6 protein-coding genes and 1 pseudogene are annotated in these 13,719 nt (G+C 67.4%); 4 read left to right on the top strand and 3 right to left on the bottom strand.

The window, feature by feature from the left end; translation table 11 throughout:
* Positions 1–2: 2 nt before the first annotated feature.
* The gene (locus ACFE86_RS05685) at positions 3–512 is read right to left on the bottom strand and encodes a hypothetical protein (RefSeq protein ID WP_375454353.1); all 510 of its coding nucleotides are present in this window, start codon (positions 510–512) and stop codon (positions 3–5) included.
* Positions 513–862: 350 nt separating this feature from the next.
* Here ACFE86_RS05685 and ACFE86_RS05680 point away from each other — a divergent pair, with 350 nt between their 5' ends.
* Both ACFE86_RS05680 and mobF read left to right on the top strand, forming a co-directional pair.
* Positions 863–1,129, top strand: a complete 267-nt coding sequence (locus tag ACFE86_RS05680; RefSeq protein ID WP_375454352.1) for a hypothetical protein — start codon at positions 863–865, stop codon at positions 1,127–1,129.
* Complete coding sequence (gene mobF, locus ACFE86_RS05675; RefSeq protein ID WP_375454351.1) at positions 1,126–4,041, top strand: MobF family relaxase; 2,916 nt, start codon at positions 1,126–1,128, stop codon at positions 4,039–4,041. Before ACFE86_RS05680 ends, mobF begins: the two co-directional genes overlap by 4 nt.
* Positions 4,042–4,233: 192 nt before the next feature.
* Here the strand turns inward: mobF and ACFE86_RS05670 are convergent, their stop codons facing one another.
* Positions 4,234–5,262, bottom strand: coding sequence for a helix-turn-helix domain-containing protein (locus ACFE86_RS05670; protein WP_375454350.1), 1,029 nt, complete (start codon positions 5,260–5,262; stop codon positions 4,234–4,236).
* 55 nt (positions 5,263–5,317) lie between these two features.
* Here ACFE86_RS05670 and ACFE86_RS05665 point away from each other — a divergent pair.
* A pseudogene (locus ACFE86_RS05665) lies at positions 5,318–5,672 on the top strand (transposase); the annotation flags it as partial.
* Here ACFE86_RS05665 and ACFE86_RS05660 read toward each other — a convergent pair.
* Positions 5,603–5,953, bottom strand: coding sequence for a hypothetical protein (locus ACFE86_RS05660; protein WP_375454383.1), 351 nt, complete (start codon positions 5,951–5,953; stop codon positions 5,603–5,605). The pseudogene ACFE86_RS05665 and the gene ACFE86_RS05660 sit on opposite strands and share 70 nt — an antisense overlap.
* A gap of 367 nt (positions 5,954–6,320) precedes the next feature.
* Between ACFE86_RS05660 and ACFE86_RS05655 the strand changes: the two genes are divergently transcribed.
* On the top strand, positions 6,321–13,719 hold a 7,399-nt coding region (locus ACFE86_RS05655), incomplete at its 3' end, for an autotransporter-associated beta strand repeat-containing protein (protein ID WP_375454349.1).

Genomic DNA, 13,719 nt, shown 5'->3' with positions numbered 1-13,719 from the left:
GATCAATCCTTCTTGGGAGTGGTTGGCTTCAGGAGACCCTGGAGCTTGTCGAGGTTCTCGCGCCGAATGGCGTCCTCGGTGTCGGCTGCATCCGAGACGACGAGGTCGCGGGAAGCGGTCGGCTGCACGAGATCGGCGGATAGGTTGAGGCGGCGCTCGGTTCCGCGTTCGGCTACCGGCTGCGGCAGATCGGCCCGCGTTTGCCGCGTCGCCGCTTTGGCCGCACGGCGTTTCGCCTGCCGGCGCACGCTCGACACGATGCCGGTGACCTGGGCACCGGTCAGGTCACGGCCATCACCGGTCGCATAGCCTTGCTTGGTCAGCGCGGCCGCGATGGCGTTCCAGGTTACGCCGCCGGCCTGCATCGCCACAAGCGCGTCGAGGTTGTCGCGCACGAGCGCCATCAGGCCCGTGGCGGATCGGCCACCCGGTGCGAGCCCGGCGGACCGCGGCGCGGCACTTGCCACGTCCCGTTCGAGGCGGCGGAGATCGAGGTGCGGCGGCTTCGGCATGGGACGGAGGTAGCATGCGCCCCGTTGCCGTCCGGTGATGGCGACGACGCCAATGCCGACGAGCGCGGTAAGGATGCGTTAGGGTACGGTAAGGAGCAGCAAGGCACGGTCGGAGCGCAGTAAGGTACGGCAAGAGTACGGTAAGAAGCGCAGCAACAGAAGGGGTATCACACCGTACGCACTAAAGCTGCTCGGCGTTAACCAAGGGGCGTTTCGGGGGCGAGAGCGTTGGCTTTGAGCTTGCCCGACAGCCGAAAGCCGGAGCAGGTTCGCCTGCCTCGCCGCCTGTTCGTCCACCGCCCCAATCCAACGCCGATCGCCGCGCCATGCAACCTATCCGCACCCTGACCGTGACCTTCGATGCCGATCTTGGTACCCGTCTGGCCGAGGCCGCCGAGCGAAGCGGCCTCTCGCCGGTCGACCTCGTGCTGCGGGCGGTGCGCAACGAACTCGACGGCGTCACCGCGTATGCCCGCGTCACCGACGAGGTCAACCTCGTGAAGGATGGCCTTGCCGCCTTGGCCGGGCTCGTCGGAGAGGTTTTGGCTGTACCGCCGCCCGACTTGGTTGGCTCGATCTGTCGTTACGATCCGCCCGCTTCATCGCCCGACCCATGACAGCGAGCCTCCACACCCTCGGGGCTGGAGCGAGCGCCGGCGCCTACTATACCAACGACCCAAATCGCGAGGCCAGGAACCGCGACGAGTACTACGCCAAGGACGGCGGCGGCCGGTGGTGGACCAGCGCCGGCAGCGTCGTCCGCAACGGAGCGGCGATTGATCTCGCGAGCTTCCAAGATCTCTGTGCCGGTCGCGATCCGCGCACCGGTGGATCGCTCGTCCGCGGCGCCGGCGAGGGCCACAGGGCGGGGTGGGACGTGTGCCTGACCGCGCCCAAGACCTTCTCGATCCTCTGGGCCAATGGCGGAGCTGACCAGCGTGCTCAGCTGGAAGCAATCCACGCCGCCGCGGTGACGGAGGCGCTGGAGTTCCTGCGCGAGGAAGGGCTCGTCGAGGTCCGGCTCGGGGCGGGCGGGTATCTGCGCGAGCAACCGACCGATCTCATGGTCGGGCGCTTTAACCATTATACGACGCGAGACGGCGATCCCAACTGCCATACTCACTGTGTCCTGATAAACGTTTCTCAATGTACTGATGGTAAATATCGAACACTTGAGCCGACCAAGTTATTCGATTGGCAAAAGGTCGTAGGCTCGGCGTTCAGGGTGGCCCTCGCGGAAGGATTGTCGCGCGAGTTCGGTCTGGCCCTGCGCTCGGCCGGCCAGGGTCAGTTCGAGATCCGCGGCATCTCCGACGCGGTGATCGCTGCGTTTTCCAAGCGGTCGGCGGCGATCGAGGCGGCGATCGGCGGGGATCGCGCATCGGTCTCCGGATCGCAGAAGGAGGTGGCTGCGCTCTCCACCCGCGCGGCCAAGGCCGATCTGCCGACCGGCGCCGAACTGGAGCAGCGCTGGCGCCAGGAGCTTGCCGGCTTCGATCTCGACCCATGGGCCGCAGTGCGCGCGGCGAGCCGGGTTCCGGTTGCCGATCAGGACAGGGCGCATGAGCCCGAGCAGGATGTCGGGCGCGAGCCCGGTTTCGATCCGCCCGAGATTGCCGGCGAGACGCCGGTGGCGCGAGCAGCCTCTGCCTTGTTCCGGCATCAGAACGTCGTCGACCGCAAGAGCCTGATCGAGCAGGCGCTGAACGACGCCTCGCTTCAGGGCATCGGGATCGCGGCGGTTCGGGCGGAGATTACAGCGCTGGAGGAGCAGGGCCAGCTTGTCCGCCTCAGCCCGTCCGACGGGCAAGCCTGCTGGACCACGCCCGGCATCGCCGCTGCCGAGGCCGCGCTGCTCCGCGCAGCCGACCGACCGGAGGCTAGATCACGGTTCCAGCCCGAGGCCGTGACGGCGGCGATCGAAGCGGCGCCAGAACTCTCGGCCGAACAGCGTGAGGCGGTCATCCACGTCGCGGGCCCGGATGCCGGTGGCGTCAGCGTCCTTGAGGCGGGTGCCGGGACGGGCAAGACGACGACCGCACGCGTGGTCGTGAAAGCCGCCAAGGCGTCCGGGCTTACCGTGATCGGCCTGGCACCGAGCTGGGTCGCAGCCCAAGAACTCGCCGCCTCGACGGGAATCGAGACCTTCGCCATCGCCCAGTGGCGTTACGATCTCGAACACGGCCGGATCCCGCCGCTTGATGGCAACACCCTCGTCCTTTGCGACGAAGCCGGCATGGTCGGCACCAAGGACATGGCCTTCGTTCTCTGCACCGTTGCAGCAGCACCGAACGGGGGCGCACGCACGATCCTGCTCGGTGACCGACGCCAACTCGCGGCCGTGCCGGGTGGATCGGCGTTGCGTGCGGTCGTCGACGTGCTCGGGCGGCACGCAACGCTGAGAGAAGTGCGACGCCAGGCGGTGCCATGGCAACGCGCCGCTTCGATCCTGATGGCGCGCGGCGAGGTCGAGGCGGGGCTTCGCGCCTATGCGAGACACGAGCGGATCGAACTCGTGAGCGGGGCGACGGCAGCGCAGGACAAGGTGATCGCGCTCTGGACGGCGGCACGCGAACGCTACGGCAACAGCGAGGTCCTGATCGTCACCCGCCGCAACCGTGATGCCGCTGCGCTGAACACGGCAGCTCGCGCCGTCCTGCGTGCCGAGGGGCAAATCACCGGAACCGACGTCGAGGTCCGCGCGCGGGACCGCGAGAACAAGCCGGCGACGCTGAACTTGGCAACCGGCGACAAGATCCGGTTCGGCGAGGGAATCAGGCGGCACGGTATCCGCAACGGCACCCGCGGTACGGTCGAGGTGATCGGCGCGGACGAGAAGGGTGAGGTACGGATCGCGGTGCGCCTGGAGGATGGCCGCAGGATCGAGGACGCCTATGCCGCATTGGTCCGGGATTCCGTACCGGGACGGCCCCCTGCACCGACGCTGCCTCGGATCAGCCTGGCGATTGCAGGAACGGCCTACTCGGTCCAGGGACGAACCGCCTTGGCCTGCGTCTATTACGGCGCCACCGTGAGCGATGCGCGCGAACTCTATGTTGGGCTGACCCGCCATCGCCACGACGCCTGGCTCGTGGTCGAGCGCGACCGGATAGAGGCGGCGGTGCGTGGCCGCGGATCGGACCCTCGCAGGGTGCCGAGCAACGCCGAACTCCACGAGCGGCTGTTCGTCGAGGCGCGACGCTACGCCGACAAGGTCAACGTCGTCGATCATGTCGAGGACCGTACTGCCTTCGTCCGGTCCGGCGTGATCCCGCCAGCACGGGCAGAGGCCCGGCTCGATGTAGAGCGCGGCTTCCTGGCTGGCCGACTGCTGCGAGCAATCCTGCAGGAGATCGCCGCGGTACCCGGCTTGACCGGAAGAGCCATTGTCAGACTGGTTCGTGCAACAGAGCACGGCATCACCCGTCTCCCACAAGACCGACGCAACCCATCCCGAGTCACCAATGAAGGCAGTCTTTCCGATCGGCCTACCGCGTCCAAGAGGCCGGCGCCGGAAATTGGTCGATAGATTTATGGACCAGTCTTGAAACAGTTCTTCGACGGTAATGGCCTAAATTCGCCGAGCTTACGCGTTCAAGGACTACTCAACGATCGGGGCCGGGGCTGGCCTGCTTCTCCTCGAAGCCTATATAACCCTGACCGCTGTGTTTAGCCCGCAAAGAAATCAAGGGCGACACAGACCTGAATTAACTGCAACCATTCAGTCGTTTATGGTGCCGTACCAATCCCGCATTCGCCCGGGGTGTAAAGTTTGAGCCGCCGAAATGGCGTCGGATCGAAGAGCCGCCCGAAACTGTTTGGGCGATTGTCCGTAGAGTTCCTTGAATGCGCGCGAGCTGTGACTGATACTTGAAAAACCGACCTTTTCCGCGAAAAAACCGATCGACATTGCTGTATGCGGTCGGGATATCAGCATTCTCAGACGAGCGGCACGCCGACGCTTGACGACCGTTTCGACGCCGCCGACGGCTTGCATCGCACGATACAAAGAAGATCTGGAAACGCCGAGGCTATGGGCGACGGCGGCGGAGCTCAAATCCGACCCGAGGTTGTTGTCGATGAAGATTTCCGCTCTGAGGCGCCGCGACAATTCCAAATTGCTTTCGCCGATAGCGTCACTATAGGCCGCATCGGATCTTCCCTGGATCTGGCCGAGCATGCTGGTGATGACGTGACCGACCCCGGCGGCCGAGGTCTCCGGGAAACTCGATGCACAGCGCATGAAAGAAAGCACAGCTTGGCCGAGCGAGCCTGTCTCACTCCCAGGAAGGATGCTTCCATGCAGACGGCGCACGTCCGGCGCGACCGCCTCGACTTGATCGCGGGCCAGGATGATCGTGACGACATCGCCATCGTCCACGATCGACCGCATCGGTCGGGTCGCATCGAAGAGAATAGCGTCACCCGGGACGAGACGACGCTCCTCCCCAGGCCGACCGCTCACGACCCGGCCGGATCGTAAGATCTGGAGATAGTAGTGCTCGAAACCGTCGCGCCGAATGTGCACGGGCTCCCGCCTATGGTCGGCGCCGATGAGTTGCCGATCGTACAGCGTCAAGCGACCGAAATGTTGCGCGGCGATGGTCGCCTCGAATGTATTGCCGAGGAGGTACGTCGCCGCTCCACTCGACTGGATCATATCGTGATAGAAGCCGAAGCTGTCGCCCGACGCCCTGCTCAGATACCTTCGTTGGGGGGTCTTCGCCTGCGGGATGCCAGAACTTGTCATATTCTCTCAGTGGGAGCGGTAAGTTAGGCCAATCGTCTAGCAGAATAGCCATGCCGCGGCCAAGGCACAGTGGCGGCGGATGGCCGACCAGCTCCGGCCCGAGGTGCACAAGCTCGCCGCCCTGATGGACGCGGCTGAACCCGACGTGCCGGCCTACCCGGGGCTTCCCGGCCGCCCACCGGGTCAAGCTGCACTTCACGAACCCGCTCGAACGCCTCAACGGAGAGATCAAGCGCCGGACCCGGGTGGTCGGCATCTTCCCCGACGAGACTGCCATCACCCGCCTCGTCGGCGCGATCCTGCTGGAGCTGAACGACGAGTGGGCCGTCCAGCGATCCCGCTACATCACCCTGGAAAGCATCGCCCCAATCGGCGATGATCCCCTCGTCAGCCTGCCGATCCTGGCAGCCCGATCCTCTCGGCGCCGGCCGGTGATCGTGGTGGCTTCGCTGGACGCTACACCACGCCAGGGGACACGACCCGCTGCAAAAGCCCGACCGATATGCGGAGCCGATGAGAAGCCGTCCTGCTTGGCAATCTGCTTGATATCGCGGAAGCCATCCAGATCGGCCAAAATGACTGCGGCCGCCTTGTCGATCCGGTGGATCCGGATCCGCCCTCCGAGACCGCCCCAGGGTTCGACCAGCCTGTACAGCGTCGACCGAGCGATCCCGAACTGCGTCTGGATCAATCCGGGCTTCAGATCTCTGTCGGCGAGCCGATCATCGATGAGGGCTACGATCTGATTGCGTCGTACGCCTCCGCGATCCGAGGTCTGTTTCTCCGGCTTTTCCAGTTAGCAGAAGACCACGGCGCTCATGCCTTTCGGTCAGTAGAGTCATGGCATCATAAAGGCGCGTGCGGTTTTTCCCCAACCACATACGAACAACTTGCCCTGTTGCAGATTTGGCACTGTCACATCGAAACTACAGGCTCGATGCGGACCGGACCTGAGGCAGCGAAATTGGGACGCTGAGACAACGACAAAATCCAGCAACACGGTATCGCACGGACAACAGGCCGAAGAGGCCGCGATCCGATTGCGTAGGGGTACTCACATGGCACAGCGGACATCGAACGCGCGCGCGCTGCATCAGGCGTACGTGGCCTCGACGGCGCTGGTGGGGATCTCGATCCGGACCGCCGAGCGGCCGACCGTGCTGCATCTGGCCGCCTCCGCCTCCCTACTGCGGGCGCGGATCGCCCGCCTGCTGACGCTCGCTGTCGAGACCCCGGCCTCGTTGCTGGCCCGTCTGAACCCGCTGCGGGCGGCGCGGGTGCGCAAGGTGAGGCCAGCGGCCCGTCTTGGGCGGCGGAAGTGCCTGGGCGCGATGCGAGGGGCTGCCATCGCGTCGGGTCTTCTCAGCGCGTCGGCGGCAATGACGCCGGCTGCGGCTCAGACCTTCACGCCCGCGGGCGGCGGTACCATCACTGGTACGGGCGCGAAGTCGCAAGCCGCCAACAGCGGCGTGCTGGTCACAGGTACGGTTAATGCCGGCATCACGGCTACCAACGTCATCGTCAACAACACGTCCGGGACCGGGACAATCAACGGGCTGGAACAGCAATCATCGACCAACGGTTCATCCGCTGTCCTCTTCACATACGGATCGAACCGTCTCACGACGACGGTGAGCGGCGGCGCAGCCCTGCTGATGACCACGACGACAGGCGGAAACCTAACCTGGGCGCAAGGACAGGGTGGGATCGGCGATAGTGGGGACGTGCTGACCGGCAGCTACGGTGCGGTGCTCAGGGCAGCCGGCTTCATCAACGTCGTCAACTTTACAGGCGACAACACCTACACGGCCAACGGCACCGCGGTGACTGGCGTCGATGGGCGCGGGAACGGCACCATCCTCCATCTCGGCAGCGCGACGATCACGGGTTTTGCCACCGGCATCTACGCTGGCGGTAATGGCGGGACGGATATCCAGACCACCGGTGGGTCCATCAGCGGCGCGAACACCGCCATCGGTATCGACGCGCAAGGTCCGGGCGGCAACACCGTCAGCTCCGGCTCAGCGATCACCGCCAGCAGCGTCGGTATCCGCGCGAGCAGTGCGGCGGGTGGAAATTCCGTCACCACGATCACGGGCGGCACGATCGATAGCGCTGCTGCAGGCACCGGCACGGGTATCCTCGTCTCGGCAACGGGCGGCACGGGTAACATCGTCGTCAACGTCGGTGCCGCGATCGGCGGCACGACCGCATTCGACACCGGTGTGAGTGCGGCCACCAGCGGCGGTGCGACGGGTACGGTGTCGATCACCAACGCATCGGCGATCACCGCCGCCACGGCGATCAACATCGCGAGCGACAATGCCGGCACCGTGACCCTGCTGTCGGGCTCGACCACGACCGGCAACGTCGTCTCGACCGGTGCGGGCTCGCGCACCGTCACGGTCTCGGGTGCGCTGAACGGCAACTACAACGGCGGCAGTGCTACCGGCGCCGTGAACTTCACCCTCGGTGCCACCGGTACGATGCAGGCCGCCACCTTCGGGGGCGCGAACGACACCTTCACCTACCGGGGCGGCACGGTCGGCGGCGCGATCAACGCCGGCGCCGGCACCGACGCGCTGGTCAGCGTCCTCGGCGCGAACGGCACGGGCGCGCTCAACCAGTCCAACATGTCGAACTTCGAGAGCTACACGCATCAGTCGGGCACGCTGACGCTGACCGGCAGCTACAACGGCGCGCTCACCACCGCCGTGACGGGCGGGCGCGTGATCGCGCAGAACACCGGCAACGCCTTCGGCACCAGCGGTACCGTGGCGATCAGCTCCGGCGCCACCGTCGAGCTGAACAGCACCGTGGCGCTAAACAATACGGGGACCAACTATATCGCCCAGGCCGGCAACACCTTCACCGGCGCAGGCATCATCGCGAAGACCGGGATCGGCGAGTTCGATTTCGGCGCCAACGGCGGCACCGTCACCATCGCACTCGATCAAGGCGGCCTGATCGATGTTCAGGGCGGAATCCTCAAGGGCAGCAACAACAACCAGGGAATCTGGACGAACAACAAGGGCAGCCTGAGCATTGCCTCCGGTGCGACGTTCGACGGGGTCGAGGGCACGATCTTCGTCGACCGGCTCACCGGCGCCGGGACGCTGCAGGGTGGGTATCTCAACGGTACGCGGACTACGACGGTCGGCGTCGCCAACGGGACGGACACGTTCTCGGGCATCATCCAAGACGCGACCGGTCCGCTCGCCCTCACCAAGGCCGGCACCGGCACGCAGACGCTCTCGGGCGCCAACACCTACACCGGCCTCACCACGATCTCGGCCGGCACGCTGGTGGCAGCCAACGCTTCGGCGCTGGGCAGCACCGTAGGGGGCACGACGGTCGCCACCGGCGGTAACCTGACCATCGCGAACGTCGCCATCGGTGCCGAGGCGGTAACGCTGAACGGTGGATCGGCCTTGACCGGGACGGGGACGGCTTCGCTCGCCGGCACAGTCACGCTCAACGCGACGAGCACGGTGACGACAGCCGCGGCCGGCGATGCGCTGACGCTGTCGGGCGCGGTCGGCGGAACGGGCGGGCTGACCAAGGCCGGCGCGGGCACGCTGACGCTGTCGGGCACCAACACCTATGCCGGCACGACGACGATCAACGCCGGCACACTGGCAGTGACCGGCGGGGCCGCCATCGTGGATGCCGGCACCGTGACGCTTACGGCGGGCGGCGGCGGCACCTTCGCGGTCCAGGCCTCGGAGACGATCGGTGCGCTCAACGGCGGGGCGGCAGTCGCCAACTCGGGTGCCGGTACCGTGGCGATCACGGCAGCCCAGACCCTAACGGTCGGCGGCGGCAACGCCACGGGGGGGATCTATGCCGGCGCGATCAACGCCAACGGCACCGGTATCTTTGCCAAGACCGGTACCGGCACGCAGATGCTGACGGGCGCGATGACCGGGGGGGCGCTCGTCGCCAACCAGGGCACGCTTGCTCTCGGGACAGGCGGTTCTTTGAACACAGCCGGCGTCGCCGGGCTGGTTCCGGGCGCAACGGGTGGGCAGGCCCAGGCCGCGGTGCTCGTGAACACTGGCGGGATCTTCAATAATGCCGGCACGATCACCGCCACCAACCAGGGCGTGGCGCTGCAGGGCGGCACGTTCAACAACACCGGCAGCGTCATCGCGCCGAATCAAAGCGGTGTCTTCGCACTGACGGGCGCGGTCGCGATCACCAACACGGGCACGGGCTCGATCAGCGGCGTCAACGGGATCGACGCCAACCTGACCACGGCTGATGCAATCTCCATCACCGGCAACGGCTCGGTCACCGGCACCGGCGGCTTCGGCATTCGGGCGGTCAGCAACGGCGGCAATATCGTCGTAGGGACGGCGGGGGCCGCGCTCGGCGCAGTGACGGGCAACACAAGCGGTATCATCGCGCAGACCAACGGCGCGGGCACGATCGGTATCGTCACCGGCGGCAACGTCACCGGTGGCACCACCGACGCGATCTCCGCTCAAAGCACCAGCACCGGCGCGGCCACCGTCACGATCGCCGGGGCCAACGCAACCATCCGCGGCGCCTCGACAGCCACGGCACAGAACAACCTGCACGGCGCGGGCGTGCGCGTCGTCACCACCGGCAGCGGTGCGGGCACGATCAACGTCACCGGCAACACCAACACCGTGACCGGCGACCAGCCGGCGATGCTCGTGCAGACCACGAACGCCAACGCGGCGATCAATGTCATCGGCACGGGCAACACCTTCACCGGCTCCTCGGGCCTGATCACCGACCAGCAGGGCACGGGCGCGTTCGGCTCGACGATCTCGGTCGCCAGCAACAACACCATCGCGTTCAACGCCTCGGACACGACCGACGCCTATAACGGCCAGGGAATCTTCGCCGGCAACCGGGGCACGGGCGCGACCAGCATCACCACCGGCATGGGCTCGGTGACCGGCAACGCAAACGGCGTCGTGCTGGCGCAGGCCAACGCCGGCAACACCAGCGCGATCACGGTGACCACCGGCGGCAACGTCACCGGGCAGGGCGGCGCGTCGTTCCCGGCGGGCAACGCGACCAACCAGCCCTACCGGACGCTGTTCACGAGCGCGCCGGGCGGCTCGGTCGGCGCCATCCCGACCGGCCTCGGCGTGCTGGCGGTGAATGCGGGCAGCGGCACGCTCACCGTGAACACCAGCGGCGGGACGATCCAGTCCGCGCAAGGCGCCAACGCCATCGACGCGCGCAACGCGGGCGGCCTGCTGACGGTCACCAATTCCGACGCACTCCAGCACGCGACCGGGGTGACGAACGGCACGGGCCTCAACGCGATCAACACGGGCAATACCGGCACGAGCGGCGTGACGGTGACCAACTCCGGCGCGATCGGCGCGGCCGGCGACGCGTTCATCAACGGCATCGTGGCCTACAGCACGACGGGCACGGGCAACGTCGGCGTCGACAACCAGGCCGGCGGCACGATCGGCCGGACCGGCACGCCGGTCACGACCACGGGCATCATCGCTTTCAATCAGAACGGGGGGGCGGGCACCGTCACGGTCGGCAACGCGGCCTCGATCACCGCCGCCGTCGGTATCAACGTCGCGACGAGCGGTTCAGGCACCGTCACCGTCAACCAGACCGCCGGCACCATCCAAGCCAGCGGCGACGGCATCTTCGCGACTTCGACCGGCACCGGCGCGATCGTCGTCAACCAATCCGGCGGGCAGATCAACACGACCGGGACGGCGGCGGGCGTAGCCGGCATCAACACGCAGCGCTCGACCTCGGGCACCATCGCGATCACCGCGGGGGCGATCACCTCGACCGCGGAGAGCATCCGGGCGATCAACAACGCCTCCGGCGACATCACGGTCGCCACGCAGGGCAACATCACCGGCGGGTTCGGGGCGGTGAACGCCTCGTTCCAGGGCGGCGCCAGCACCGGCAACCTAACACTCACCACCGCGCAGGGCACGACGCTCCAGTCCACCAACGCGAACGCCGGTGTCATCGGCGTGGCGCGCGCCGCCACCGGGACGGGCTACGTTCAGGTCACCAACGCCGCGACCCTCACCCGCCCGTCCGGCACCGGCGATGCCGCGATCGGCGCCTCGAACGTTACCTTCGGGTCCCTCGCCGGCGTCGATACGGCGATCTCGATCGCCAACTCCGGCACGATCACCAACAACTTCGTCACCGGCATCTCGGCCACCGCCACCGGCGCCGGCTTGGTGAGCGTGTCCAACTCCGGGAGCGTCGCGGCCGGCACCACTGGCATCTTGGCCACCAGCTCCGGTGCCGGAGCCGTCACGGTCGGGACCACCGCCGGGACGATCTCGGCCGGCACCGGCATTGACGCGCGCTCGACCAACGGGACGGCAGCGGGCACGGTCACGGTCAACGTCGGAGCCAATGTCACCGGCACCGGCGGCAACGCCGTGTCCGCGATGGGCGTGGCCGGCGCGGTCACGGTCAACCAGACGGCCGGTACGATCCAGGCCACGGCCAACGGCATCAACGCCACCGCCACGGGGGCGGGCGCGATCGTCGTCAACCAATCCGGCGGGCAGATCGGCACGAGCGCGACCACCCGCGTCGGCGGCATCGGCATCAACGCGACGCGGGCCACGGCCGGCACGATCACGGTCACGAACAACACGATCTTCTCGACCGGCATCGGCGTGAACGCGCAGAACACCGCCAACGTCGCGGGCAACATCGCGGTCGGCAGCGTCGCCGGCAGCGTGATCACCGCCGGCACGACCGGCATCAACGCGACCACGGCCGGCACGGGGACGATCGCCGTGACCGCCGGGGCGATCACCACGACCAACGGCTCGGGCATCGTCGCCACCGGTACCACGGGTGCAGTGGCTGTAACCGCCAACGGCGCGATCACGGCCGCCGGCGCGGGCAACGCCGGCATCTTCCTGACCGGCAACAGCGCGAGCAACACCGCGGCGGTGGCCGCCAACACCACCGTGCAGGGGGCGATCGGCCTGCGGGTGGCCGGCACCGGCACCACGGGGCTCGCCAACAGCGGCACCATCGCCACCACGGGCGGGGCAGGCGCCAACGCGCTGCAGATCGACGGCGGCACGCTGGCGATCGGCAACGCGCCCGGCACGCTCATCGGCAACATCGCGATCGTGAACGCGGCCGCCAACGGCGGCAACGGCCCGAGCGTGCTGAACCTCACCAACACCGCTGCGATCACGCTCGCCAACACCGTCACCGGCGCGGGCGTGCTCAACCAAGCCGGCAGCGGCACGACGATCCTCAACGGCACGAACAGCGCGACCAACGGTCAGTTCTCGGGTACGGCCAATGTGAACGCCGGCATCCTGTCGATCGGCGGAGCCGGTACGACGGGCGTCGTCTTCGGCAACACGGCCAACAACAGCGCGACCGTCAACGTCAACACCGGCGGCACGCTGCACGGCTCGGGCACCATCGCCGGCTCGGTCAACGTCGTCGGCGGTACGGTCTCAGCCGGCAACTCGCCGGGCACGCTGACGGTGGCCGGCAACTACACCCTGAACGGTGCCTCGACCTCGCTCTACGAGTTCGGCGCACCCGGCGTGGTCGGCGGATCGAGCAACGACCTGATCAATGTCGGCGGTAACCTTGCGCTCGCCGGGACGCTGCGCCTCGTCGCCGCCGACAACGCCGCGAATGCGCCGGTGTCGGGCGCCTACCGGCTGTACAACTACGGCGGCGCGCTCTCGGGCGCGTTCGGCAGCGTGAGTACGCCGTCGGCCAACAGCACGGCGCTGGTCTACACCAACATCCCGACCCAGGTGAACGTGCTGCTCACCAACGGCGGGCAGTCGGTGCAGTACTTCGACGGTGCCGACATGACCGGCGCCACCGCAGGGGCCCAGGGCGGCACCGGCACTTGGAACGGGACCAACACCAACTGGACGATGCTGCCCGGCGGGCAGGTCAACGACGTCTGGCGCTCCGGCGTCGGGATTTTCGGCGGTACGGCCGGCACCGTGACGGTGGCGGGCGCGCAGAACCTGCAGGGCGTGCAGTTCACGGTCGACGGCTACCAGCTGACCGGCGCCGGCACGCTCAACCTCACCGGCGACCCCTTCACCACCGCCAACCAGAGCTTCGTCAACGTCGACACCGGCGTCGGCGCGACCATCGCCAACGCGCTGACCTCGACCGGTGGGACGATCGGCCTCGTCAAACTCGGCGCCGGCACGCTGACGCTCACGGGGGCCAGCAGCTACACCGGCACCACCACCGTCCAGGCCGGGACGCTCGCCATCGCGGCCAGCGGTTCGATCGCCGCGTCGGTTTCCAACAACGCCATCTTCACCAACGCCGGCACGGTGACCGGCAATCTCACCAACGCCGGTTCGGCCGGCAACGGCGGGACGATCACCGGGGCGGTGGTCAATTCCGGAACGCTGACCAATTTCGGCACGGTCGGTGGCGGGCTCACCAATCTTGCCGGCACTTCGACCA

This window comes from uncultured Methylobacterium sp. (assembly GCF_964244095.1).
In the GTDB taxonomy this organism is placed as follows: Bacteria; Pseudomonadota; Alphaproteobacteria; order Rhizobiales; family Beijerinckiaceae; genus Methylobacterium.
The sequence above is the reverse complement of the archived record's forward strand: the minus strand, read 5'-3'. Positions and strand labels throughout refer to the sequence as shown.

Excerpts from the sequence above, each read along its gene's own strand:
- ACFE86_RS05685 (WP_375454353.1), bottom strand. The coding sequence starts at position 512 with ATGCCGAAGCCGCCGCACCTCGATCTCCGCCGCCTCGAACGGGACGTG.
- mobF (WP_375454351.1), top strand. The coding sequence starts at position 1,126 with ATGACAGCGAGCCTCCACACCCTCGGGGCTGGAGCGAGCGCCGGCGCC.
- ACFE86_RS05670 (WP_375454350.1), bottom strand. The coding sequence starts at position 5,262 with ATGACAAGTTCTGGCATCCCGCAGGCGAAGACCCCCCAACGAAGGTAT.